Annotated in this window: 18 protein-coding genes, 1 tRNA gene and 1 pseudogene; 14 read left to right on the top strand and 6 right to left on the bottom strand. The window is 62.1% G+C overall.

Translation table 11 applies throughout. The features are described from left to right. Positions 1-104 precede the first annotated feature (104 nt). The 6 genes and pseudogenes from RLCC275e_RS03550 (at position 105) to RLCC275e_RS03530 (ending at position 9,454) form a co-directional block, all read left to right on the top strand. The gene (locus tag RLCC275e_RS03550) at positions 105-2,288 is read left to right on the top strand and encodes a sigma-70 family RNA polymerase sigma factor (RefSeq protein ID WP_033181340.1); all 2,184 of its coding nucleotides are present in this window, start codon (positions 105-107) and stop codon (positions 2,286-2,288) included. A 4-nt stretch (positions 2,289-2,292) separates the two neighbouring features. After that, positions 2,293-2,715 (top strand): annotated as a pseudogene (locus RLCC275e_RS34160) (ATP-binding protein); the annotation flags it as partial. A gap of 45 nt (positions 2,716-2,760) precedes the next feature. Then, on the top strand, positions 2,761-3,795 hold the full coding sequence (locus RLCC275e_RS03545; RefSeq protein ID WP_246723435.1) for a hypothetical protein: 1,035 nt from the start codon (positions 2,761-2,763) through the stop codon (positions 3,793-3,795). Then, entirely contained in the window at positions 3,792-6,659 is a 2,868-nt protein-coding gene (locus tag RLCC275e_RS03540) for a Z1 domain-containing protein (RefSeq protein WP_033181342.1), read from the top strand. Before RLCC275e_RS03545 ends, RLCC275e_RS03540 begins: the two co-directional genes overlap by 4 nt. Next, complete coding sequence (locus RLCC275e_RS03535; protein ID WP_033181343.1) at positions 6,643-7,647, top strand: PD-(D/E)XK motif protein; 1,005 nt, start codon at positions 6,643-6,645, stop codon at positions 7,645-7,647. The genes RLCC275e_RS03540 and RLCC275e_RS03535 overlap by 17 nt, the downstream gene beginning before the upstream one ends. A 1-nt stretch (position 7,648) precedes the next feature. Continuing rightward, positions 7,649-9,454 carry an AIPR family protein gene (locus tag RLCC275e_RS03530; protein WP_033181344.1) on the top strand — a complete coding sequence of 602 codons (1,806 nt, stop codon included), beginning with the start codon at positions 7,649-7,651 and terminating at the stop codon, positions 9,452-9,454. Here the strand turns inward: RLCC275e_RS03530 and RLCC275e_RS03525 are convergent. Beyond that, positions 9,409-11,001: a DNA cytosine methyltransferase gene (locus tag RLCC275e_RS03525; RefSeq protein ID WP_071414344.1), complete on the bottom strand. Its 1,593-nt coding sequence runs from the start codon at positions 10,999-11,001 to the stop codon at positions 9,409-9,411. The genes RLCC275e_RS03530 and RLCC275e_RS03525 overlap by 46 nt on opposite strands. Before the next feature lie 67 nt (positions 11,002-11,068). On the opposite strand from RLCC275e_RS03525, the gene RLCC275e_RS03520 reads away from it, so the two are divergent. Then, positions 11,069-11,533 carry a very short patch repair endonuclease gene (locus RLCC275e_RS03520; protein WP_033181775.1) on the top strand — a complete coding sequence of 155 codons (465 nt, stop codon included), beginning with the start codon at positions 11,069-11,071 and terminating at the stop codon, positions 11,531-11,533. A 135-nt stretch (positions 11,534-11,668) separates the two neighbouring features. On the opposite strand, the gene RLCC275e_RS03515 is transcribed toward RLCC275e_RS03520, so the two are convergent. Next, positions 11,669-11,742, bottom strand: a tRNA-Gln gene (locus RLCC275e_RS03515). A gap of 162 nt (positions 11,743-11,904) precedes the next feature. On the opposite strand from RLCC275e_RS03515, the gene RLCC275e_RS03510 reads away from it, so the two are divergent. From RLCC275e_RS03510 to RLCC275e_RS03500, 3 genes are read left to right on the top strand one after another with little or no spacing between them, the layout of a single operon-like run. After that, entirely contained in the window at positions 11,905-12,816 is a 912-nt protein-coding gene (locus RLCC275e_RS03510; protein ID WP_033181345.1) for an MBL fold metallo-hydrolase, read from the top strand. A 30-nt stretch (positions 12,817-12,846) separates the two neighbouring features. Beyond that, positions 12,847-13,305, top strand: coding sequence for a thiol-disulfide oxidoreductase DCC family protein (locus tag RLCC275e_RS03505; protein WP_033181346.1), 459 nt, complete (start codon positions 12,847-12,849; stop codon positions 13,303-13,305). Beyond that, positions 13,302-15,023, top strand: a complete 1,722-nt coding sequence (locus RLCC275e_RS03500) for a saccharopine dehydrogenase family protein (RefSeq protein ID WP_033181347.1) — start codon at positions 13,302-13,304, stop codon at positions 15,021-15,023. Before RLCC275e_RS03505 ends, RLCC275e_RS03500 begins: the two co-directional genes overlap by 4 nt. Before the next feature lie 353 nt (positions 15,024-15,376). On the opposite strand, the gene RLCC275e_RS03495 is transcribed toward RLCC275e_RS03500, so the two are convergent. Then, entirely contained in the window at positions 15,377-16,288 is a 912-nt protein-coding gene (locus RLCC275e_RS03495) for a DUF1499 domain-containing protein (RefSeq protein WP_033181776.1), read from the bottom strand. 339 nt (positions 16,289-16,627) lie between these two features. Here RLCC275e_RS03495 and RLCC275e_RS03490 point away from each other — a divergent pair, with 339 nt between their 5' ends. Continuing rightward, positions 16,628-17,020 carry a hypothetical protein gene (locus RLCC275e_RS03490; protein ID WP_033181348.1) on the top strand — a complete coding sequence of 131 codons (393 nt, stop codon included), beginning with the start codon at positions 16,628-16,630 and terminating at the stop codon, positions 17,018-17,020. A gap of 16 nt (positions 17,021-17,036) precedes the next feature. On the opposite strand, the gene RLCC275e_RS03485 is transcribed toward RLCC275e_RS03490, so the two are convergent. After that, positions 17,037-17,282 (bottom strand): hypothetical protein, encoded by a 246-nt coding sequence (locus tag RLCC275e_RS03485; RefSeq protein WP_003557210.1) that lies wholly within the window; start codon positions 17,280-17,282, stop codon positions 17,037-17,039. A gap of 123 nt (positions 17,283-17,405) precedes the next feature. Between RLCC275e_RS03485 and RLCC275e_RS03480 the strand changes: the two genes are divergently transcribed. Together RLCC275e_RS03480 and RLCC275e_RS03475 are read left to right on the top strand one after the other, a co-directional pair. Beyond that, on the top strand, positions 17,406-17,603 hold the full coding sequence (locus RLCC275e_RS03480; RefSeq protein WP_003546062.1) for a hypothetical protein: 198 nt from the start codon (positions 17,406-17,408) through the stop codon (positions 17,601-17,603). Positions 17,604-17,971: 368 nt separating this feature from the next. Continuing rightward, entirely contained in the window at positions 17,972-18,250 is a 279-nt protein-coding gene (locus tag RLCC275e_RS03475) for a hypothetical protein (RefSeq protein ID WP_033181349.1), read from the top strand. Between the two features lie 148 nt (positions 18,251-18,398). On the opposite strand, the gene ppdK is transcribed toward RLCC275e_RS03475, so the two are convergent. Further along, positions 18,399-21,104, bottom strand: a complete 2,706-nt coding sequence (ppdK, locus tag RLCC275e_RS03470) for a pyruvate, phosphate dikinase (RefSeq protein WP_033181350.1) — start codon at positions 21,102-21,104, stop codon at positions 18,399-18,401. A 599-nt stretch (positions 21,105-21,703) separates the two neighbouring features. Between ppdK and RLCC275e_RS03465 the strand changes: the two genes are divergently transcribed. Continuing rightward, entirely contained in the window at positions 21,704-21,928 is a 225-nt protein-coding gene (locus RLCC275e_RS03465) for a hypothetical protein (RefSeq protein WP_033181351.1), read from the top strand. Positions 21,929-21,971: 43 nt separating this feature from the next. Here RLCC275e_RS03465 and RLCC275e_RS03460 read toward each other — a convergent pair whose 3' ends face one another. Beyond that, complete coding sequence (locus RLCC275e_RS03460) at positions 21,972-25,433, bottom strand: chromosome segregation SMC family protein (protein WP_033181352.1); 3,462 nt, start codon at positions 25,431-25,433, stop codon at positions 21,972-21,974. Positions 25,434-25,756 lie beyond the last annotated feature (323 nt).

The following is a 25,756-nucleotide window of genomic DNA, read 5'->3' as shown; positions in this document are numbered from 1 at the left end:
AGCCTCGCCGGTGCATCAAGTAATGGCTTGAGCTAAAGAATTCCACGTGATGGGGGCATGTGAAACGACGTGAAGGAGCAGTTCTGGGCCTCGGCGAACCATCCATGAAGGTCATGGATAAACTCTCCTGGTTTCTTGGCAGTCGACCCAAAGCGGCCAGCGAACCCCAAAACCACCTTCTCGATCCCACCGAGATCCGCCTGATCGTTGATGCTCGCGTAGAACACCTCACCAACTTCGCTGCCACACCGCGTCTGCATGCAGTTGACCCCAAGGGTGACACGCCACTTCACCTTGCGGCGCGCGCTGGAAATCTTCCCATATGCGATCTTTTCATTCGGGCCGGTGCTGATCCCAGAGCACAGAACCACGAAAACCAGACACCCGCTGACGTCGCATTTGGCGAGGGCCATCCCTTCGCCGCACAGTTGTTGTCTTCGCTCATTGCAAAACCGTCGGATAGAGCGCCAGACGACACGTTCGACGATATTCCGGATTTCGAAACCCCAGCAGGCGAGGTCGAGGCGATCTCCGGGCCTTTCGTTAAAGAGGCCTCTTCAGCGGAGCAAAACGCAGGCCTGAATGACCTCGATGATTTTCTGGGTTTCGAGCCCGAGGAAGAGCCCGAGGACTTCTTCAGCCAATCGGCAAGCATAACTGCGTCGGGAGCGTTCGTCGCGCTTGTAAGCCAATCTCCTATGATTTCGACAGATAAGGAAGGAGACTGGGAGATCGACCTGTCGCCGGTGCAGATTGCCGGAGAGGGCATCGGCTCCGAAGCCATCATCGCTCCCGACCAAGGTGGAGAGCACGACTACCTCAAGGTCCGCAACCGCGGTCGACAGTCAGTCAAGCGGGCGGTCATGCAGCTTGGCACGCGGCTGTCGATCAATCCCGAGATCTGCACGGCTTGGGCTGAAGAAATTCTGAAGATGGGGTCATTTACTCTGGACGACATAGACACGTTGGCCACGCTCTGCGAGGGCAACGGCGATCCGGAGGAACTGCGTATCAACCTCCAGCGCAACCTGGAAGCTGCAGGCCTCGAATTGTTCGACCAAACCATTGAGGATGGCGTTAGGCTGTGGGACGCCCGATCAGACGCATCGCGCGATGAATTGGCCGAGGCTATCGAAGCAGCCTTCAGCAGAAGTACGCGATTGCCAGGCACGCGACGTTTCGTAATGGACAAATCCTACGAGGCGCAGCTGCTGGAACCCATGGTGCGAGCAAACCAGGAACTGCAGCTGGGCATACTCGCCTGCGAGGCCGCCGTCGAAACCATCCTCGAAACGGTAGATCGGCTCCGCGACGGCTTCGCGGATGCCGGGTCTGTGACGCTCAGGTCCATCATCCCCGCTCGCCCGGATCACGCCGAGACTTCGGAGTTTTTCGCCGCCGCAGATGCTCTAAAGCTCTGGCAGGTCAACGGCCGCATTATGGACGGAAAACGCCGGAGAATGGCACTTGAAGCGCTGGAGGCGCTCGATCTCTCGTTGGCGTTCCACAAGGAGATCGTGAAATCCGTCGAGCGGTTCGAAGCCAACGTTGAGGATGCCTCCCGACTAGACCGGCTGATCTCGATCTTCGATGTCGCCACCGATCACTTGATCCTCGAACACCTTCCCTACGCGCGTCGCTTCGCCGCTCGAAACGCAGAGGATGGAGAAGACCTCGACGACGTCTTCCAAGTGGCGTTCAAGGGTCTGCAACGCTCCACCCGTCGCTTCGACCCGGAGCGTGGGATCAGGTTTGTCATCTACTGCGCCTTCTGGATGAAGCAGGCCCTGGCGCGATGGCGTGCAGACGAAGCCGCGTTAATCCGTGTCCCTGTTCATAGGCATGAGAACCTGGCCAAGCTCGATCGGGCGATGGACAAACTGGACTTTATGGCTGACGGCACCGTCTCGGACGCTGATCTTGCGATTGAGCTTGGCTGGTCCAGCGAAGAGGTGCGACAGTTTCGAAAGATTCCTCGTCAAGCTGAATATCCGGAAGGCATTGGCGCGTGGGATGACTTGCTTCCCGAGCCGCGGACTGAAGATTTCTTCGATCAGGCGGAAACAGAAAGGATTGTTGGAGACCTCTTGGCAGAACTGCCGGAGCGTCAGGCAGATGTGATACGGATGCGATTCGGGATCGGCCGCGCCGAGGAGATGACTCTGGAGGAAGTAGGCCAGATCTATGGAGTTACGCGCGAGCGCATTCGTCAGATAGAGGCGAAGGGACTCGCCTTCCTTTCCCATCCCGGTCGCAAGCGTCGTTTGCAGACATTGCTGGGAATGTGACAACATGGGTGTGAGAAATGCTCCTCCACATGCCGGCTCGATGCTCGAGTCCCTTAGGGGCCTCGGCTATGCACCTGCGACCGCGCTCGCTGATCTGGTCGACAATTGCGTCGCTGCAAATTGTGGCGAGGTCGCCATCCACTTCGAGTGGGCGGCCCAGGAAAGTTGGGTTCGAATTATTGATGACGGTGATGGCATGGATGATGCCGCGCTAGAGGCGGGCATGCGGCTTGGCGCACGGGATCCGAGGGCCGAGCGCGCATCGAGTGATCTGGGCCGGTTCGGGTTGGGCCTCAAGACTGCAAGCTTTTCGCAGGCTCGGCGACTGACGGTTGCCAGCCGCCGGCACGATGGACCCATAGTCTGCCTCCGATGGGATCTCGATCTCGTCGGCAAGGAACCTGGCGCCGAATGGCCACTTTTCGAAGGTCCCGCGCCGGGCTCGGAGCAACTGTTTGCGCCTCTCGAACAGATGGAACACGGCACCGTCGTCCTGTGGGAAAAGCTTGACCGGATCGTGACCGACGGCTTCATCGCAGCCGACATGATCGAGCTCGCAGATCAGGTAGAGGCGCATCTTGCGATGACGTTCCATCGCCTTTGCGACGGCCCACGGCCCGAGCTTCGGCTTTTTCTCAATGGCAGAAGCGTGAAGCCATGGGACCCATTCTTGGTGGGACACCCCAGCAAGGCACTCGAAAGCTCCGAGTATCGTATCCTTCACACGGCAAGGGTAACAGCCCAGTGCCATGTCCTGCCACATCGCGACATGCTCAAGCCCGCCGAACAGGAAGCAGCCGCAGGGCCGGGAGGCTGGACACAGCAAGAAGGTTTCTATGTCTACCGAAACAAACGGCTCCTGTTGTCTGGTGGGTGGCTCGGCCTCGGGGATGGCGGGAAACCATGGCCGCGCGACGAAGCTCACAGGCTCGCCCGCATCAGGCTGGACATTCCGAACAGCGCGGATGCCGAATGGAAAATCAACGTCCTCAAGTCTACGGCCAACCCGCCGGTTCGACTGCGACCGCAGCTTCACCGGCTTGCGTCGGAGACGCGGGAGACGGCGAGACGGGTCTTTGCCCATCGCGGCCACATCACGCCGGTCACGGGCAGTCGATCGAACGCCGGAACCGAGACGTGGCAGGTTCGGCGCTCTGCTCAGGGCACCTCTTATCGGATTGCCCGTGACCACGACCTTGTTGCCTCGATCATCGAGCGTGCCGGCCCCCTGAAGCGCGACATTCTCGCCCTCCTGAGGTTGATCGAGGAGACGGTTCCAGTCCAGCGCATCTGGCTGGACACGGCCGAGGATAAAGAAACGCCCAGAACGGGATTTGCCACAGCTCCCCCAACCGATGTCCGAGAGACGTTGTCCGCGATTTTCCAAGCGCTGGTGAAGTTTCGGGGCCTCAGTCCAGCAGAGGCCCGCGAGAGGCTCTGCCGCACCCCACCGTTTGACCGCCACCTTGACCTGGTTTCTGCTCTTGAAGTGAAAGACACGGAATGACGCTCTCCAATCAAAAGGCTTTTGATTCAATACTTTCTATGGCGCAGAACATGCTCCGTCTTGCTGCCGAGCGTGCCCAGAGCGCCGTCACACCGGAAATGATCGAAAAGGAGATCAACAAGCTCGCGATCATGATGGAAGAGGACTTCGCCCTCGTGGATCGGGAAGCACTCGTTGACGAGCTTATCCGCCGCTCGAGTCGCACCGTCGGAGAAAATGCCACCCTCTCCAGTGGAGATGACCATGTTCCTTGGCTTGATGCCGGACGGAAGAAGGGCTGGACATACTGGCGGCGTTACTCCGAGTACATGGAGGCGCGCATCCCGTGGACAGCCCTCGACGCGCTCGACGTCGCAACAGACGAAGTCCTCTCACAACTCGAGGATCCGAGCCGGGAAGACGCATGGGATCGCCGTGGTCTAGTCGTCGGCCACGTGCAGTCTGGAAAGACCGGGAACTACACTGGTCTGATCTGCAAGGCTGCAGACGCTGGGTACAAGATCATCATCGTTCTCGCCGGCTTGCACAACAATCTGCGGGCACAGACTCAGATTCGCCTCGACGAGGGCTTTCTGGGCTTCGCTACCATCTCCGATGCCGAAGAGCTTCCGGCGGTCGGGGTTGGGCTGATCGATAGCGACATCTCAGCCCGTCCCAATGCGGCAACCAACAGAAGCGACAAGGGCGACTTCAACACGGCCGTTGCGGCCAAGATGAACATCAGCCCTGAACAGCGCCCGTGGCTGTTCGTGGTCAAGAAGAACAAGACGGTCCTCGAGCGGCTGCTCCACTGGATCCGCAATCGTGTCGCAAACCATGTCGACCCCGAAACCGGCCGGAAGCTGGTCACCAACCTGCCTCTGCTCGTCGTCGACGACGAATCCGATCACGGGTCGGTCGACACCGGCGAGGACGTCGTGGACGAGTTCGGCAATCCGGATCTCGAGCATGAACCGAAGACAATCAACAGGCTGATCCGGTCCATCCTGCATCATTTCTCGCGGAAAGCTTACGTCGGCTATACCGCGACACCCTTCGCAAACATCTTCATACATGATCGCGGGGAGACCCAGGAGTACGGCCCTGACTTGTTCCCAGCGGCCTTCATCACCAACCTGGCAGCACCCTCGAATTACGTGGGACCGGGACGTGTCTTCGGTTCGGCATCAAGTACACCCGAAGATCTGCCGCTGGTACGCCCGCTTTTGGACGATGAATTCCAGCCTTGGATGCCCCCGCGCCACAAGAACGGCTACCGGCCACGCTGGCAAGGGGAAGATCGTGTACCGGATTCACTCTCGGAAGCGATCCGTTCCTTTGTCTATGCCTGCGCAGTGCGGAAGCTTCGCGGACAAGGCAACAAGCACTCCTCAATGCTTATCCACGTTACGCGCTTCACCGCGGTTCAGAACGTGGTCGTCAACCAGGTTGCAGAATATCTACGAGATTTGAAGGGGCGCTATACGCGAGGCATTGACCTTGCGGTTTTGGAAGTGTCCATGCAGAGCGAATACGAAACGGTGTTCCTGCCCGGAATGAGGAAAATCCGTGCTGCCCTTGTTGAAGGTGAGACGCTGGAGGACTTCGGATGGAGCGATGTCCGAACCGTGTTGCCAGACGTCCTCTCGGATATCCGTGTGCGCGAGATCAACGGTACGGCGAAGGACGCGCTCGACTACGCCGAGAACGACGGCACCGGCCTCAAGGTGATCGCCATCGGCGGCGATAAGCTGGCGCGCGGACTGACCTTGGAAGGTTTATGCACGAGCTACTTCCTGCGGACTGCCCGCATGTATGACACCCTTATGCAGATGGGGCGATGGTTCGGATATCGGGATGGCTACCTCGATGTCTGTCGCTTGTACACCTCAGAGGAAATGGTGGAGTGGTTCGGTCACATCGCTGACGCCGCCGAAGAACTGCGTCAAGAATTCGATAACATGGTCGCCGCCGGCGCCACCCCAAAACAGTTTGGCTTGCGCGTGAAGTCCCACTCTGTCCTCACCGTCACTTCACGGGCGAAGATGCGCAATGCACGTGCGATGCAGCTGACCTATTCAGGAGATCTGCTGCAGACAATCGTTTTTCCGAACCGCAAGGATGACATCTCGGCCAACTTCCAGGCCGCGGAGCGCTTCGTCACCGCGCTCGGCCCATCGCTGGACCTGGATCAGCAGAACTACGTATCCGGAAACCAAAAATGGAACGGCCATTTCTGGCGGGAGGTGTCTGCCTTGAGCGTCATATCGTTTCTCCGGGAGTATCGGACCCACCCGGCGAGCTTCCGGATAATGAGCCCGCTGATCGCCGATTTCATTGAAGAGATGAACAAGGACAGGGAGCTCACGACCTGGACGGTGGCGCTCATCGGAAAAGACAGCGGCCCAGATGACAAGCATCGGACGGTCGGCGGCTGTTCCGTGAACATGCTCAAGCGCAATCGCACGACTGAGCATGCAGATCGCTACTCAATCAAGACGCTGATCTCTCCTCGCGACCAGGCCATCGATCTGACCGAGCCAGAGTGGAAGGCGGCTCTCGAGCTTAGCCAAAAGACATGGCGCAACGACACGGACCGGAACGAGGGTAAGGACCCCCCGTCAGAACCGAGAGGTCCGCAGATCCGCCGCATTCTTGGAGACGGCGTTGCCGAAGCTGGTATCGCGCATCGCCGCGAGCGTGGCCTGTTGATGCTCTATCTGCTCGATCCTGCCCGTTCTGAGGTTGCGGAGCTCGCGGATGCCGATCCGGTCGCCGCGTGGGCAATCAGCTTTCCATCAAGCACCTCCGAGAGACGGGTCTCCAACTCGAGGTACATCGGCAACAGCGTCCTGTGGGGAGGCCTCAATGAGTGGGTGGACTGAAGAGGGACTTGCGCGCGCGTGGCGGGCACTCGCTCGCCAGGAGGCTGGAGAGGATTGGCGCTTCGTTCACTTGACCAGGATGGGCGCGGTCTCCGTTGAGGCGGGCTGCCACTTTCCGATGGGACGCGAGGCATTGATCGTCTCATTTCCCGGCTCATGGCCAGTTAATCCAGCGCGGCTGCCGGAAGGCAAAGGCTTCGATGTCTCGGTAATAGCTGGTCAGGTTGTCTTTGATGGCAAAACGGCCGTCGCACTGATCAGACGTCCGGAGGGATCGCCGGAGCTCTTTGGAATAATGGTGGTCGATGTCCTCCGGACTCTCGAAGCGGCGGCAAGTACGGCGAACCGTAACGTGATGGAAGCCTTCCTTGAAAGAGTGAAGGAGTGGCAGGCGTTCATGGCTCGAACGCACCGCCCATTATCGTCCGATGCGCAGGTCGGACTGCTCGGCGAGCTGTGGTTGCTAAGACTTCTGGCGGACTCGTCGCTGGGAGCCGCTGCTCTGGACTGCTGGCAGGGGCCATTGCGGGCTGCGCAGGACTTCCATGTGTACAGCGGCGCAATCGAAGTAAAGAGTACGGTTCGGACAGGAGCTTTTCTCGCACGGATCAACAGCGTCGAACAACTGGATAGCGACAGGGCGCCGATCTTCCTGTGCGCCCTTCGCTTCGAGGAAAACACAGACGGAGTGTCGCTCGTAGATATCGTGTCAGCACTGCGCGAAAGGTTTGCGCAAGCCGGCGTCCAGCGCGGCTTCGAAGCGCTTCTGATGGTGGTGGGATACCTCCACGAGCATGCGCCGCTCTATGGTCGCACGCTGACATTGAAGGATGCCAAGGCTTTCCCCTCAGAAGGCGACATGCCACGCCTCACTCGCGCCGCGCTGCCGGCCGCCGTCCGCTCGGCCATGTATGTGCTCGACCTCGATGCCCTTGAGGTCCCTTCGGTAGGCCTTTCGGAACTGCTCAACACATTTGGACTGGACTGACATGAGCCTTGAAGAATTTCATCGCAACTTCCGTTCCGATCTTCAGACAATCATCTCCGAGCGCGTCGAGGCTGGTGAGGGTCCGTTCCCTTCGGAAGAGCTCGTTTTTGCGGAAATGGTCATGGACCATGTTGCCGAGACCGGGATCTGCGAGACTCCGACGGTCTGCCACTGGAGCGGCATGATCGGTAACGCAAAGTTGCGTATCACCGGTTATGCCCTCAGTTCCGACGAAACGGCGCTGGACCTGTTTGTCACCCACTATTTCGGCTCCGAAGAGCTGACCGAGCTCAAGGATGCAGATGCAACTGCGACAGCGAGTGAGGGCGTACGCTTTCTCATCAGGGCGGCTACTGGGAACCTGGAAACCAGGATTGATCCGACCCATCCCGTCCGAGACCTTGTCGCAACGATCCGCTCCCGCTGGGGCGGGTTAGACCGGCTTCGCGTGTTCGTGATCACGGATGGGCGCACAAAGACCAAGAGATTCTCGAACAAGGAAGTGCAGCAAAAGATGGTGGCTGTCGAAGCCATGGACATCGAACGTCTCTTTCGCCACACCGAAGGCAAGCCAAGAGACGAACTGGCTGTCAGCTTTGTCCAGTCGATGGGCCACCCACTGCCATGCGTCCACGTTCCAGACCCTGACGCTGACTATGAATACGCCCTGACCGCTATTCCTGGGCAGCTGATCCGCGATCTTTATCTCCGCTTCGGAAGTCGACTTCTCGAAGCCAACGTTCGGACCTTTCTCGGCACAAAGAAGCCAACCAATAAAGGCATCATCGAAACCCTGAAGACAGAGCCCGAGCACTTTCTTGCGTTCAATAATGGTCTTGTCCTGGTCTGCGACGAAGCGGCATTTGAGCGAACCAGCGAAGGCAATCTGGGCCTTTCCTTCATCAAGGGCCTCCAGATCGTCAACGGCGGTCAGACCACCTCTACTCTTTACTTCGCCTCGAGGGATGATCGCACCATCGATCTGAGCCATGTCATGGTGCCTGCAAAGATCATCATCCTGAAGGGGGCGGAGGACGACGCACGCGAACGCCTGATCAGCAACGTCTCCCGCTACGCAAACAGCCAGAATGCTGTGAAATTGTCCGACCTGTCGGCGAACCGCCCATTCCATGTCCAGTTGGAGAAGCTTGCGAATGAAACCTGGTGCCCTGACGGTGCCACGCGGTGGTTCTACGAGCGGGCTGCAGGTGCCTACAACGTCATGCTGCTGAGAGAAGGCACCACCCAAGCGAGGCGTCGCAAGCTGAAAGAAATGATCTCACCAAAGCGAAAGCTTACAAAGAACGACCTTGCGAAGTACCACGAAGCGTGGCGCGGCAAGCCCAATCAAGTGGCAATGGCGGGCGAAAAGAACTTCAAGGCGTTCATGGATGCGCTCGACGAGGAGCCCGCTATTGTCCCGAATCCGCTAGACTCGCGATGGTACCGGTTGATGATCTCCAAAGTCATCCTTTTCAAGGAGATCGAGAGCATGATCAAGACGAAGGAGGCGAAGGAGGTCTTCCGTCAGGGATGGGTGAACATCGCCACCTATGTCGTCTCGATAGTGTCGGATCGCATTGGGGAAAGGCTCGACCTCGAACAGATCTGGATGAAGCAGGGAATTTCTGCAGGAATGCGCGACCTGCTCTGGGACTGGGCAGTCGTCGTAAATTCCGAGTTCAATCGGATCGCCCCCGGGCAGCAGTTTTCGGAGGTAGCCAAGCGCGCAGATACATGGGCGAAGGTGAAAGTTGCTGATTACCCCACCCCTCCCCGAGATATCGCCGAACTCAAGCCGACTTGATGTGCTGAAACCTCATTTCCGACAGATGCAAATACAAGAGTGGCAATTTGTCTGGCGAGATATGGAGGTACGGCATTCCCGACCTGAACATACTGCTGCGTGCGGTGACCAAGGAACAAGTAGTCGTCAGGGAAGGTCTGCAGCCGCGCTGCCTCACGAACGGTCAGGCTGCGGCACTGGCTTGGATCGGGATGGATGAAGTAGTGCCCGTCCTTGGAGATGTGACTGGTCACGGTGGCAGACGGCTCGCTGGCGAGCTGGACACGAAAACGGTCGTTGAAGACGCCGCTATTCCAGTTGCGATGATCCGGGCTGAGCGCGAGCGGGAAATGCGCGGCCTTGGGGCTGTAACCGCGTTTCGCTCCGAACACCGCTGCGAACATGTAACGCCCGAGATCCGACGCCATGTGTTCGCGGGTCCCGTGCTGAGCGATGGCGCGCAGCTCCGGCCGTTCGAGCCAGCGCAGCAGGTCGTCGCTGGCAGTGCCGTAGCCGGGCGGCAACACGGCTGACATTCGCGGCAGCGGCGGTATGACTTGCAAATCTCTCGCCAACTCGCAGAATGCTTTTCTCAGCGGAGCATCGTCGTCTCCATCGTGTATCCCGGCAAGGAGCATCCCGGCTTCGACCACCGTTTCTCTCCACGTAGCCTCGCTGTCTTGGCTTCTGCTGAGACCGCTGCGAAGCGCAGGCAGGTTGCCGATCGTCTCCGCCACAGTCCGCGAGCTACCGGACACATCGATGCTAGCGCTCGAGGCGCCTCGTGCCAAGTCGGACCGGATGCCGACAATAATCAGCCTGTGTCGACGCTGCGGAACACCGAATTCCTCGGCGCATACAATGAAATCGGATGGCTGCACCGCAGCCTGCAGGCTGGCTTTGCCGTCCACGACCCGGATCGCCCGTAGTTCATAGAGATGGCCATGACCGGTTCCGAGCGAGGACAGGTCCTCCATTAGCATTTCAAAGACGAGGCGACTGTCGACGGTGGAGGAGAGCATCCCCTTTACGTTTTCCATCACGAAGACCGCTGGTCGCAGGCGGTCGAGCACACGGATGTACTCGCGGAACAGGTAGTGGCGTTCGTCCTGCTCCGGCACGTAACCCAGCTTGCCTCGGGATCGCGCCCGACCGACCAGCGAATACGCCTGACAGGGTGGGCCGCCGATCAGGATCGTGTCGTCAAAGTTGCGCTTGAGCTGCGCGATGGCGCCGTCGATCGCCGTCGCCGCGGCTTCCGTGCCGAGCTCCAGACCCCGCGCCTCGTCGACAGCAGCCCGCCACGCTTCCGCGTCTATCGCAGACCAGTCCGGCTCAAGGATCAGCCCTGCATGGAAGTTGATGAACTTGTCGGGCAGGCCACCGTGTCGAGCCCGGTATTCCCGCAGGAATGCGCGTAGGGTAAGAGTGCGATGCGCCGATGCCTCCTTCTCGACCGACATGCCGATCCGGAAAGGCATATGTCCATCCTCGATCAGGGAGGCAAAGCCCTCGCCAAGTCCGCCCGGACCGGCAAAAAGATCGATAATTCCGAATGTGGCAGGCAAATTACGCTCCTGACGAAAATGATCCAGAGCGTGTATACCAGGTCTGGCAGCGAAGACCATGAGGCTCATGACGGATATAGTTGATAAGCAGACGCGATCCCGCATGATGGCGGGGATTAGGGGCAAGGACACACAGCCTGAAATGGCGCTCCGCCGGGCACTTCATGTGCGTGGCTTCCGCTTCCGGCTCCATTCCAAGAACGTTCCCGGGCGACCAGACCTCATATTTCAAAAATACCGGGCAGTTGTTTTCGTCCACGGGTGCTTCTGGCATCGCCACACGGACTGCCGCTACAGCACAATGCCAGCAACGCGCCCGGAGTTCTGGCAGGCGAAATTCGAGACAAATGTGGTACGGGACAGCACTGTTCGCGCCACGCTTATTGAAGCCGGTTGGCGCGTGGCAACGGTCTGGGAATGCGCTCTGCGAAAGCCCGACAAGATCCAGGCAACGGCCGCCAATCTGTCTGACTGGCTTCTGTCGAACGAAAGGCAGATCGAAATCGGTGAACAAGACGCGCGTCCTTACTGACCTCGATTTCCGCGTCGGTCACGGGGTAGCCCGACGTTCCTGCAGGCCGCCTATCCACCACTGATCCGGAAGAGCGATGAGGGAAAACTGCTCCAGTAATGGTCGGGGCACCGTTCCAACTGATGAAATAGACGTTGGCTGGGGCGCCTGGATTCGAACCAGGGATGACGGTACCAAAAACCGTTGCCTTACCGCTTGGCGACGCCCCACCAGAGCTTGAGCGGAAACCGCCTGCTCAAATCGACGCCTGATTAGCAAAGCTCTTCGCCTGTCACAATGACTAAGTTTAACCCGGCGCAGATTTATGCGCTGCGCAGCACCTGCCGTCGTGCTAGAAATTGGCGACGTCATCGGCCCGAGATCATTCCTTCATGGACAGTCCCGCTTTCGACCTCGCTTTCGAGCCGGCCTATGGGCAGGCCGTGCCGGTTGTTTCAGGTGTCGAGCGGGTTACAGTGAACAATCCCGGGCCTTTCACTTTTTTCGGCACCAACAGCTATATCGTCGGCTCTTCCTCGGTCGCGGTCATCGATCCCGGGCCCGAGGATGAGGCGCATTTTCAAGCGCTGATGGCAGCGCTTGGCGGCCGCGCGGTGACGCATATCTTTGTCAGCCACACGCATCGCGACCACTCGCCGCTGGCCAGGCGCTTACAGGCGGCAACGGGGGCGGTGACGGTGGGGCAAGGGCCGCATCGGCCGGCGCGGCCGCTCAGGGATGGCGAGGTCAATCCCTTTTCCGAAAGCTCGGATATATCATTCGTGCCCGACATAACGATCGACGATGGCGAGACCCTGTCGGGCGATGGCTGGGCGCTGAGCGCGGTGCTGACGCCGGGGCACACGGCCAATCATGCCGCCTTTGCGCTGGAGGGTGGGGACATCCTGTTCTCAGGCGATCATGTCATGGCCTGGTCGACCTCGATCGTCGCGCCGCCGGATGGTTCGATGGCGGATTACATGACCTCGCTCGACCGGCTGATTGAGCGCGAGGACCGGCTGCTGCTGCCCGGTCATGGCGGGCCGGTGACGGAACCCTCGACTTTCCTCCGGGCGCTGAAGGCGCATCGGCTGACGCGCGAGCAGGCGGTGCTCACGCGTGTCCAGGCGGGCGACCGGCGGATTGCCGAGATGGTCAAGGTGATCTATCGCGATACCGATCCGAAGCTGCATGGGGCGGCAGCCCTTTCCGTGCTCGCCCATATCGAGGATCTTCTGGAGCGCGGCGAGATCGCGGCGGATGGGCCGCCTTCGCTTGCCGCCCTCTACCGGCCGGCGGCGTGAATATGAGGGTGGGGTCATGAGGGTGGGGAGATGACGATGCGGGCTCAAGCCGATTACAGCTATGGCGACGATGCCGACGTGCCCGCCTTTGCCGATGACCGGCCGTTGATCATCTTCGATGGCGAATGCGTGTTCTGCTCCGGCTGGGTGAAATTCGCGCTGAAACATGACAAGCAGCAGCGATACCGCTTCCTCGCCGCGCAGACGCCGCTCGGCGAAGCGCTCTACCGGCATTATGGGCTGCATGCGCGCGACTACGAGAGCAATATCCTCATCGAAAACGGCCGCGCCTTCTTCAAATCCGACGGCTCGATCCGCATGGTGGCGGGCCTCGGCTTTCCCTATTCGCTGGTCAAGATTTTCCGGCTGCTGCCGCGGCGGGCGGCCGATGCGCTCTATGAATTCATCGCCCGCAACCGACTGAAGATTGCCGGGCGGCAAAGCTGCATGGTGCCGACGCCGCAGCAGCGCAGCCGTTTCATCACATGAGCGAGGACCGGTTTTCGCTGCTCATCATCGGCGGTTACGGCACGTTTGGCGGGCGGCTTGCCCGGCTGCTTGGCGATGAACCGCGGCTCAGGCTGCTGGTTGGGGGGCGGTCGCTGGAAAAGGCTGACGATTTCGTTGCCGATCTCCGGACGCCGAAAGATGGTGCCGAGGGCCTGGGAAGCAACAATCTCGGCGCGATGGTGCAGGCCGTCAGCTTCGACCGCGACGGCGATCTCACCGAACAGCTGACGCGGCTGAGGCCCCATCTCGTCGTCGATGCCTCGGGGCCGTTCCAGAGCTTCGGCAAGGATGCCTATAAGGTGGTCGAGGCCTGCATCGATCTCGGCATCGATTATGCCGATATCGCCGACAGCACCGGTTTCGTCGCCGGCATCGGTGGGCTCGATGCTGCGGCCAAGGCCCAGGGCACCTTCGCGCTTTCGGGGCTCAGCAGCCTGCCTGCGCTTTCCTTCGCAGCACTCGATGCGATGACGCCGCATTTCTCCCGGATCGACAGTGTCGCGGCGGGCATTGCCCCGTCGGCGCATGTAAAGATCGGGCTCAATGTCGTGAGGGCGATCGCGAGCTATGCCGGCAGACAAGTTCCGGTGCTGCGCCATGGGCAGCCGGCCTCCGGGCGCGGGCTGATCGATGCGATGCGGGTGACGGTGGCGCCGCCGGGGGTTAAGCCGCTGCGCAGCCGGAAATTCCTGCTGGTGGATGCGCCGGATCTCAAGCTGCTGCCGGCGCGCTTTGCCGGCCTGCAATCGACTTTCACCGGGGTCGGCACGGAGCCGCAGCCGCTGCAGCGCCTGCTCAGCCTTGCGGCAAGGCTCGTCCGCCTCCGGCTCTTGCCGTCGCTGCTGCCGTTTGCGCGGCTGCTGCAGCGCGCCAGCCACGCTTTCGCGATCGGCGAACATCGCGGCGGCATGTTCGTCCGTGTGGGCGGTGTCGATCACGCCGGACGGCGGCTTTCCTGCGGCTGGCATTTGATTGCCGAAGGTGATGACGGGCCGTTCATTCCTGTCATCGCAGTGGAGGCGCTGGTGCGCCGGCTGCTGACCGGCATCCGGCCGGAGAATGGGGCGCGACCGGCGGCCGGCGAATTGCAGCTTGCGGATTTCGAAGCGGCCTTCCAGCGGTTTTCGATCACATCCGGCATCAGCATGGAAAACGAGGAGGCACGCCAGCCGCTCTACCAGAGGATCCTCGGCAGCGCCTGGGAGCGGCTGCCGCCCGCCATCGCCGCCCTGCATGCCGGCGGCGCCCGCGTCGCCTCCGGCCGGGCGCGTATCGAGCGCGGCGGCGGGCTGCTGGCGAGGATCGTCGCTGGGGTGATCGGCTTTCCCCCGGCGGGTGAGGATGTGCCTGTCACGGTGCGTTTCGTGACAGATGGCGACAAGGAGATCTGGACGCGCGATTTCGGCGGCACAGTCTTCCGCAGCTGGCAAGTCGGCGCAAAGGGCCGCGACCGGGATCTGCTCGCCGAAGTGTTCGGGCCGTTCCGGGTGCTGATGGCACTGGTGCCGGATGGGAAAAAGCTGCGGCTCGTGGTGCGCGGCTGGCGGTTTTGCGGGATTCCGCTGCCGATGTTTCTGGCGCCTGGCGGGAATACGTATGAGGAGGAGCGCGATGGGCGGTTTCACTTTCATGTGGAGATTGGTGGGCGGCTGACGGGGTTGGTGGTGCGGTATACGGGGTGGTTGGTGGTGGAGTGAGGGGCGTGCGCCTTTGCGCGGATGGCTGCCTCTGCCGGCGTGCCGTGATACCCCCCTCTGCCCTGCCGGGCATCTCCCCCACAGGTGGGGAGATTGGCTAGACGCAACGGCTTCCCCAAACAATGAGCGTCCAGAACGGCGAAACGGTAGATGGGCAGGACGTTCAAGCCACTTGTGATCTCCCCACCTGTGGGGGAGATGCCCGGCAGGGCAGAGGGGGGTGCCACACGGCATGCCCTTCGCCGTCATTCCTTCTTCGGCGGGCTTGAAGAAGGGGCTGCCGCCTGCGGCGGCACCGTATGATTGTCGAGTTTGCCGCACCCTATCCCGGCCCTTCGCGGCGGCACCGTTGCTCACCCACCCGCAATCCCCAGCAGCTCGGCATCCAGCGCCTTCAAATAATCGCCGGCGATTTCGGCGCTGAAGCCGAGGTCGTGTTGGCCGTAGCGGGAGGCGACGCGGATGTCGACGAAGGTGGTTTCGGCCTCTTCGCGCAGCCGAATGATGATATCGAAGCGCAGGCCGAGGATCAGCGTGCGGGTGGTGCCCTGCAGCGTCACGCCGTTGACACCGCGGATCAGCTTGGCGACGTCGTCGTCGTAAGGGCGCGGCGTCGGCACGGGGACGATATCGGGCGCATCGGCCACCGCATCGTCGCCCGGCGCCGGCGGCTTGACCGGTCTGTCCTCGGCATCGCGGTCGGGCTCGGTGTCGCCACTGCTTTTCGTGATTGTGATGCCGCTCATCTTGGCGACCTTGCGCACTGCTTCGAGCACGCGGTCGAGCGCGCCCTCATAGCGCCGGCCTGTGAGTTCGGGATAGGCGGCGAGCTGTTTTTCACGATCCTCCGGCGTCACCAGCACGTTTCGTTTCAGCCAGATCTGGTCGGAGTGCGGCGGCGAAAGCCAGTCGGGTGCGGAGACCGGATCGGTGGAGACGTCGTAGATATCGGGCCGCGTCATGTAACGCTCGGTGGCATAGGCGCCGAGGCCGAGCGGAAAGGCGGCAAAGATCAGCGCCGCCAGCGCCGCCAGCCCGCCCTCGGCCCCCGTCATCCAGAGGCTGCGCAGCCCGACTGCGGCGAGCATGACGGAAAGCAGCGCGCCGCCGGCGGCGGCAATCAGCAGCAGCACCAGATAGGGTGTGGCCAGCCCGCCGAAGCGATGGGCGATCATCACAGCCAGCGCCAGCACCAGGGAAAACGCCGCGAGCAGCCGCGAAAAGCGGGCGGCGTTGGAAACGGGGCGGTCGAAGCGGATGGCCATCAAACTTACCGGTTGCTTGTCAGCGCCCGCGCGTTCGACCACGCAAATCGCCTCACCCCTGTTTAGAGCATGATGCCGAAAAGTGTGAAGCGGTTTTCGGACGACATCATGCTCTATTCCTTGATTTAGATCCGGATTCAGATTTTAGGCCGGCCCGGCCTGAAATCATCCGGATCTGGGGCAAGATTCGGCTAAATTGAAACTATTGTCTGAGGCATTGCGTTGGAATCCACGGCGAAGGCCATGACGAACCGGCGGCTGCTTCATAAGCCCTTGCTGATATGTCAAAAAAAGGCCATTCTGCCGGGGTTTTATCTCCAGATGTAGAGGAGAGACGGGATGATTTCACCCGAGATTGCAGCAAGGCCGCAGGCGTCTGCGCTTGGCGGGATCGACCACCAGTCCGAGCCGATGCTGCCGATGGAGCTGCTCGAGCTCGAACTTTCGCTCGAAGGTTATGCCGGCGGCGATGCCGGCTTCTGCGAGGCGGTGCGCCAGGCGGCCGCACGCTCCGGCGGCGAACTGCTGTTCGACCTGCCGGCGGGCGGCCTCATCGACGATTGCCGTCGCATTGCCGTGCTGCGCATTCCTGACGACGGCCAGGAGATGCGCGTCGTGCTGGCGCTGCTCGATGGCAACGGCACCGAGATCCGCATGCAGGCGCCCGACGAAGAGACCGCGCCGCTGGTGCGTTTCGCCGATGCCTTCATCGAACTGCTGGAGCGGATCTGAATTCTAGATCAAGATGTTAGCGGCGCTCGGCCGCGGCTTCCGCAACGCTGCGGAAGGGGAACTTGCGACCGCATTCACACTTGATGACGAAATTTTCCTGATGATTGGAAGGCCGCTGCACGCCAAAGCCGCGCGGCAGCTGATCGACCTTGAAATCCGGGTGCTTGCGCTTGGGATCATCAACTTCCGAGGCTTCGGCAAAGCCCTCATTGCCGCATTGCGGACAGCTCAGTTTTTTCGAAAATCGATCGCGAAGGGCCATGCTCGTTCCAAGTTTGCAAGCTTTCCTCATACATAGGAATGGCCCTCATGCATAGAAAGGTTGGCAAGCGAAAGTGGAACCAAGTGCCAAGCCTGCCGTTCCTTTTTCGAAAAGGAGGCACTCATGCCCAACAGAGACCCGATCCCGACACCCAATGCCGATACGCCGCGCGGCCCGACGCCGACCCCCGGCATTCCCGACCCCATCCAACAAAAACCGCCGCTGACGCCGGCGCAGGACCCTGCTGATACGAAGAATCCTCAGGATCCGCCGCTCAATCCGGCACTGCTGCCGATTGGGGATCCGGCTGGGGCGGCGTGAAGTCTAATTGACGGTAGTGGTTCGCGCCGACGGCTGCCTCTCGGCCAATCTCCCCCCTTGTGGGGGAGATGTCCGGCAGGACAGAGGGGGGTGCTCCTCGCCGCAAACGGGCGGGCGGCGGTCGCCGTCGTCTAGGCCGGTCAGGCTCAGAGCGGGTAACAGCTCGGTGCGCTCCGAGGGCTTGGAACCCCCCTCTGCCCTGCCGGGCATCTCCCCCACAAGGAGGGAGATCGGCAGGCGGCCAGCGCTTCCCAAACCTAAGGGCGCTTCCCCCGTGGCAGCCGGATAGGGGCCATGTGCGCAGCACTGGCTTGACGCCCCCGCCCGAATGGCCTTTCCTCAGGGAGAAGCATTCAAGGAATACACCAATGCGCATTCGTCTTCTCATCACCGTCCTAGCCACTGTTGTCGCCGGGCTCTCGGCCTGCCAGACGATGACGCCGGAGGAGCGGCGGGCGGCGGATGAGCAGCGGTGCATGAGCTATGGCTTCCGCCGCGGCACGGATGGTTTTGCGACCTGCCTGCAGCGCATCGATCTCGACCGGCGCGCCGAATCGCGGGCGCAGAGTGCGGAGATGATGGACAACATGGCCTGGGAGCTGAACGGGCCTTATATCTATCGCGATCGCTGGCGGCGGCATCACTGAGTGCCGCGGGCGCCTTGCCCCAGGCTGCAGCGACTACTCTAGATCAGGATGATTTTAGGCCCGATCGGCCTAAAATCATCCTGATCTAAGTCAACCAATTAGAGCATGATGTCGTCCGAAAACCGCGCGCACTTTTCGGCATCATGCTCTACACGGTTGCCCGCAGGTCTTTCGGACCGCGCCTGATCTCCAGATTGCCTGCAATCACCGCCTGCGCCGCCGCCAACCTGGCGATCGGCACGCGGAAGGGCGAGCAGGAGACGTAATCGAGGCCGATCGTTTCGCAGAAGCGGATCGAGGCCGGGTCGCCGCCATGTTCGCCGCAGATGCCGAGCTTCATGTCGTTGCGGGTGCGCCTGCCGCGCTCGGCGGCGATGCTGATCAATTCGCCGACACCGTCGAAATCGAGCGAGATGAAGGGATCGTGCTCGATGATGCCCTTGCGCTGATAGGTGGGGATGAAGGCCGAGGCGTCGTCGCGCGAAATACCGAAGGTCGTCTGCGTCAGGTCGTTTGTGCCGAAGGAGAAAAATTCGGCGGCTTCGGCAATCACATGGGCGCGAAGCGCCGCGCGCGGCAGCTCGATCATCGTACCGACGAGATAATCGATCTTCATGCCGGCTTCGTTCATCACATCGCCGGCGACGGCATCGATGTGCGCCTTGACGTAATCGAGCTCGGTGCGGAGGCCAACGAGCGGCACCATAATCTCCGGTACGACGGCAGCGCCGGTCTCCTTCGCTGCGGCGACCGCCGCCTCGAAGATGGCGCGGGCCTGCATTTCGACGATTTCGGGATAGGAGATCGCCAGCCGGCAGCCGCGATGGCCGAGCATCGGGTTGAACTCGTGCAGTGCATCGACGCGCTGGCGAAGCACGGATGCTTCCATGCCCATGGCGAAGGCGACCTCGGCGACCTCGTCATCGGTCTTCGGCAGGAATTCGTGCAGCGGCGGATCGAGCAGACGGATCGTTACCGGCAGGCCGTGCATGACGGTGAAGAGGCCGGTGAAATCCAGCCGCTGCATCGGCAGCAACTTGTCGAGCGCCACGCGCCTGCCCTTCTCATCGACGGCAAGGATCATCTCGCGCATCACATGGATGCGCTCGCCCTCGAAGAACATGTGTTCGGTGCGGCAAAGGCCGATGCCTTCGGCGCCGAAGGAGCGGGCGGCCAGCGCATCGGCCGGCGTATCGGCATTGGTGCGCACCGTCATGCGCCGGGCGCGGTCGGCCCAGCCCATGATGCGGCCGAAATCGCCCGACAGCGCCGGCTGGATCATCGGCACCTCGCCCTTCAGCACCTGGCCGGCCGAGCCGTCGATGGTGATGATATCGCCCTTCTTCAGCGTGACGCCGACGCCGAGCAGCCGCTCGTTGCGCACGTCGATGCGCATGGTGCCGGCACCAACGACGCAGGGGATGCCCATGCCGCGGGCAACGACTGCTGCATGGCTGGTCATGCCGCCGCGGGTCGTCAGAATGCCTTCGGCGGCATGCATGCCGTGAATATCCTCGGGGCTGGTCTCGACTCTCAGCAGAATGACCTTGCGGCCTTCGGCTTCCGCCTCGACCGCCTCTTCGGCGGTGAAGACGATGGCGCCGGTGGCAGCGCCGGGCGAAGCCGGCAGCCCGGTGCCGATCACCTGGCGGGTGACGCGCGGATCGATCGTCGGATGCAAGAGCTGGTCGAGGCTCGAAGGCTCGATGCGCAGCACCGCCTCGTCCTCGGTGATCACGCCCTCGTCGACCATGTCGACGGCGATCTTCATTGCCGCCCGGGTCGAGCGCTTGCCCGAACGGGTCTGCAGCATCCAGAGCTTGCCGCGCTCGATGGTGAATTCGATATCCTGCATGTCGCGGTAGTGGATCTCGAGCTCGGTGCAGATGCGGCAGAGCTCGCGAAACGCCTCCGGCATCAGCTTTTCCATCGAGGGTTTTTCGGAGCCGGAGGAAATCCGCCCCTCCTCGGTGATGCTTTGCGGCGTGCGGATGCCGGCCACCACATCCTCGCCCTGGGCATTGACCAGGAATTCGCCGTAAAGCGCGCTCTCGCCGGTCGAAGGGTTGCGGGTGAAAGCAACGCCGGTGGCCGAACTGTTGCCGAGATTGCCGAAGACCATCGCCTGGATGTTGATCGCCGTGCCCCAGCCTTCCGGAATATTGTGGAGCTGGCGGTAGGTGACGGCGCGCGCGCTCATCCAGCTGGAAAAGACGGCGCCGACCGCGCCCCAGAGCTGGACTTCGGGATCCTGCGGGAATTCCTGCTCCAGCTCCTCCTCGATCAGCTTCTTGTAGAGCGAGACGATGTGCTGCCATTCCGAGGCGCTGAGTTCGGTATCGAATTCATGGCCGAGCTTGGCCTTCTCGTCTTCCAGGATCTCCTCGAAGGCGTCGTTGCCGAGACCCATGACGACATCGGCATACATCTGGATGAAGCGGCGGTAGCTGTCCCAGGCAAAACGCGCGTCGCCGGCATCATGGCCGAGCGCCTGCACCGTCTCGTCGTTGAGGCCGAGATTGAGCACGGTGTCCATCATGCCCGGCATCGAAACGCGGGCGCCGGAGCGCACCGAGAGCAGCAGCGGCTGGCTGACGGAGCCGAAGTGACGGCCGGTGACCGCTTCGATCGCCGATATGCCGGCGCGCACCTCAGCCTTCACCGCATCCTCGATATGGCGGCCGTTCTTGTAATAGGTGTTGCAGGCATCGCTGACGATCGTCAGCCCCGGCGGCACCGGCAGTCCGAGCGCGCACATTTCCGCCAGATTGGCGCCCTTGCCGCCCAGAATCTCGTGATCGCGCGCCCGGCCCTCAGCCTGCCCGTCGCCGAACCTATAGACCCACTTGGTCATCTTCCCCCCAACACCACAAAGGGATCAGCTTAATCCCTCAGACTGCCGACAACGCTGCGCCCTCTTTCGTCATGCTCGGGCTTGTCCCGAGTATCTGCTACCGGTTGATGCGCAGCAGATCCTCGGCACAAGGCCGAGGATGACGCCGAGTAGGGAGCGACGTCTGTCAACAAACTTAGGGATTAGCTTAATCCCTTGGAGTTGAAATGAAAATCGACAAATGCGGCAAAATGTTGCGTTGCACAATAAATCGTGTGGCAGCTGGCGGTCAAAACGTTTGAAACATGGCTGACAGAAAACAAGGCACAAAAAAAGCTTTGCGGGACTGCAACAATGTCCCGCAAAGCCTTGTTTCCGTCCGGCCAGGAAAACCGGACGGGGGGTCCCTCAACCCAGGAACGGCTCTGCTTTTCTCAAAACAGAACGGCCCTGATCTCGTTTTACGCAATTCCTGGGAAATAGATCACCACGTCCCAAGATTTGCTCTCGGTTTCCGGTTCTTGCCCTCGCCCGGAAAACCGCACGCAAATTCGACAATGCGCAACCTCTGGTCGCCCGCTTTCCAGCAGAGTAATTAGGTTGCGTTGAAACAACTTCTAATGCAAGTCAGCGAAAAGAGCATCACCCAAATGGGGTACAAGCGACAAGAGAGCCGACCTTTTTTGGTGTTTATTGCTCAGCCGTTGATTTTACGCAATTTCTGGGCGCAAAACCGCGCCGCACCTTTGCTGAAATTGCGTCGTCTGTGCTCGGCGGCTCCATGGATGCTCGGTTGGCGCCAATGGCTGCCTCTCGCCAATCCCCTGGGCCGGAATCTCCAGTGACAATCACCCTGCCCCGACGCAGAAAACGCGTTCGTCGAAAACCTCAGGCAATCTCGCGCAGGCGCTCGGCAATTTGCAGGTCGACGGAGACGAGCTGGGAGACGCCCTGCTCGGCCATGGTGACGCCGAAGAGGCGGTTCATGCGGGCCATGGTGATCGGATTGTGGGTGATGATGACGAAGCGGGTTTCGGTGGAGGCCGCCATTTCGTCCATCAGATTGCAATAGCGCTCGACATTATGGTCGTCGAGCGGCGCGTCCACTTCGTCGAGCACGCAGATCGGCGCCGGATTGGTGAGGAAGACGGCAAAGATCAGCGCCATTGCCGTCAGCGCCTGCTCGCCGCCCGATAGCAGCGTCATGGTCTGCGGCTTCTTGCCGGGCGGACGGGCGAGGATTTCGAGGCCGGCTTCGAGCGGATCGTCGGATTCGATCAGCTGCAGCTCGGCGGTGCCGCCGCCGAAAAGATGGGTGAACAGCCGCTGGAACTGGGCGTTGACGATGTCGAAGGCGGCGATCAGCCGTTCGCGGCCCTCGCGGTTGAGGCTCTGGATGGCGCCGCGCAGCTTGCGGATCGCATCGATGACGTCGTCGCGTTCCTTGATCAGCGCTTCGAGCTTTTCGCTCAGTTCCTTCTGCTCCTCGTCGGCGCGCAGATTGACGGCGCCCAGCCGCTCGCGCTCGATCCTCAGGCGTTCCAGCTCGCGTTCGACTTCGCGCGGATCGGGAAGCGCCTGCATAGTCGGGCGGCCGGTCAGCTGCAGCGCCTCGTGCGGGGCGACGTTCAGGACCTCGCGGATGCGGCCTTCGCTTTCCTGCCGCTTCTCGCGGGCCGAAACCAGGCGCTCCTCGGCGCGGCCGCGGCGTTCACGGCATTCGGCAAGTTCCGAGAGTGCGGTCGTCGCCTTCTGGTCGGCCTCGCGCTGGATGCGTTCGGCCTCGGCCAGAAGGTCGCTCGCCTGGCGGCGCGCCTCCTCGGCCTTCTGCAATTCGCTGAGCAGAGCGCGGCGCTTGTCGTCGAATTCATCCGGCGCCAGTTCGAGCTCGGCTGCCTCTTCCCGCGCCTCTTCCTCACGCTCGCGCAGTGTCGCAACATGGTCTTCAGCACTTGCCGCCCGCTGGCGCCAGGTGTCGCGCTCCTGGCCGATCGCCATGATGCGGCGCTGGCGGGCTTCGTTTTCCCTCGCCAGGCTTTCATGGCGGGCGCGGCTTTCGGCCAGCGCGCCGCGATCGGTCGCAACTTCCGCCTGCTGGAACCGCAGCCGCTCGTCGATCGCAGTCAGGTCAGGCGCGTCTTCCAGCTCGATGCGGGCATTCTCTTCCTGGATAGCGATCTCTTCCAGCTGCGACCGCAACTGGCTGGCAGCCTCGCTGACGACATCGCGGCGGCGAATGAGATCGCCGGAGGCACGTTCGGCGGCAACAAGCGCATCGCGCGCTTCGGCGAGATGACGCGCCGACAGGCGGCTCATGTCGCGCGCCTCGGCAAGCCGGCGCTCCTCGGCGCGGATCGCTTCGGCGGCGGCCGCCTGCCGCTCCTCGGCTTCGGCAAGCACGTCGCGGGCAAGGGCGGCTTCGCTTTCGAGTTCGGCCAGGCGGTTCTTCTGGGCAAGGCGCAGCGCCGCCGCACTCGGGGCATCGGCACCGGTGACGTGGCCGTCCCAGCGATAAACCGCACCCTCTTGCGTCACCAGCCGCTGGCCGGGCTTCAGCGCCGCCATCAGCGACTGCGCCTCCCCTTCCGCCACCAGGCCGATCTGGCGCAGGCGGCGGGTGAGTGCTGCCGGCGCGCGGACATGGGTCAGCAGCGGCGCAACGCCGGATGGAAGGGCGGGATCGCCAGCGCCATCGCCATTGTCGGACCAATGGGCCGGCGCCTCGGCATCGAGCGGCGATTCCAGATCGTCGCCGAGGGCGGCACCGAGTGCGGTCTCAAAACCGCGATCGACCTTCAGTTCGTCGGCAACCGGCGGAAATTTGCCAGCCGCAGCACCGGCGGCGAGCATGCGGGAAATGGTGCGGGCCTCGGTTTCCAGCGCATTCAGGCTCGAGCGGGCCTGATCGACCGGCGCGCGCGACAGCGCCTCGGCCTGGCGGGCGCCCGCGAGCGCCTGGTCGACCGCCTGGACGGCGGCTTCCGCGTCGGCGACGGCGATCTCGCCGGCTTCGACGATGGCGCGCTTTTCGTCGGGATCGGGCAGGCCTGATATCTTCTCGCCGACGGCTGACAGTTCCTGGTTTGCCTCATCCATCTGCCGTTCGAGGCGCATCCGCCGATCCGTCAGATCGCGGATGGCGCGTTCCAGCTGGTTGCGGCCGGCGGCGGCCTCGGCGCGCTCGGCGGTCAGCTGGGTGAAGATGCGCTCACTGTCGGCAAGTTTTGCCGCCGCACCCTCGAAGGCCTCGCGGGTTTCCTCGGCATAACGGCCGGAATCGGCGAGGATTTCTGAAATCTCAGCCTCTTCGGCATCGAGCCTCGCCAGGATGACGGCATTATCGGCCACCAGCCGCTGCTCGCGGCTGATATCCTCCGCAAGCTGGGCGAGACGGCGGGTCAGCTCGTCACGGCGGCGCAGGATGCGGCCGGCATCCTCCTCCAGCTGGCTTCTGGCGATCTGCAGGCGCTGCAGGGCGGCAGCAGCACGCGCCTCGCCCTCGCGCAGTTCCGGCAGCTTCAGGCTGGAGATAGCCTGGTTCTTCGCCGCCTCCATCTGCATCTGCGCCTTTTCGGCGACGACTGATGTCGCCTGGTTCAGCGCGCTGTCAGCCTCGGCTTCGGCTTCCTTGGCCTGCACCCAGCGGATATGCAGCAGCATCGCTTCCCGGGCGCGGATATCGGCAGACAGGGTCTTGAAGCGGTTTGCCTGGCGGGCCTGCCGCTTCAGGCTCTCGATCTGGCTTTCCAGCTGCGAGGTGACGTCGTCGAGACGCTCGAGATTGCCTTCGGCGGCGCGCAGCCGCAGTTCGGCCTCGTGGCGGCGGGAATGCAGGCCGGATATGCCGGCCGCCTCTTCGAGCAGCTGGCGGCGGGCCTGCGGCTTTGCCTGGATCAGCTCGCCGATCCGCCCCTGCCCGACCATCGAGGGCGACCGCGCGCCGGTGGAGGCATCGGCAAACAGCAGCTGCACGTCCTTGGCGCGGCTTTCCTTGCCGTTGATGCGATAGAGCGAGCCCTGTTCACGCTCGATGCGGCGGGTGACCTGGATCTCGTCGCTGTCGTTGAAGGCGGCAGGCGCGGTGCGCTCGGCATTGTCGAGATAGAGCGCCACCTCGGCGGTGTTGCGCGCCGGGCGGTTGCCGGAACCGGAAAAGATCACGTCGTCCATGCCGGAGGCGCGCATGTTCTTGTAGGAATTTTCGCCCATCACCCAGCGCAGCGCCTCGACGAGGTTCGACTTGCCGCAGCCGTTCGGCCCGACGACGCCGGTCAGTCCCCGCTCGATAATGAATTCCGTCGGCTCGACGAAGGATTTGAAGCCGACCAGGCGCAGCTTGTTGAACTTCATGCAGCCGCTCCGGGGCGCAGTTCGGAGCAGGCAGTATCTCCGCGCAGGGCGGGCGTGGTACCCCCCTCTGCCCTGCCGGGCATCTCCACCACAGGTGGGGAGATTGGCCGGTGGCGAAGGCTTCCCCAAACAAAGACCCGCTCACTCTGAGCAGTCGTGAAAGGTATCATGAAGGAGGAGACATTCCCCCCAGTCGATCTCCCCCCTTGTGGGGGTCCGAAGGACGGGTCGAGACCCGTGGCTCGACCCCGGGTCCGGCAGGACAGAGGGGGGTATTCCCCACGCACCCACAAAAAAACGGGCGCACGGCTTTCGCCGTCGCC

The organism is Rhizobium brockwellii (genome assembly GCF_000769405.2).
In the GTDB taxonomy this organism is placed as follows: domain Bacteria; phylum Pseudomonadota; class Alphaproteobacteria; order Rhizobiales; family Rhizobiaceae; genus Rhizobium; species Rhizobium brockwellii.
The sequence above is the reverse complement of the archived record's forward strand: the minus strand, read 5'-3'. Positions and strand labels throughout refer to the sequence as shown.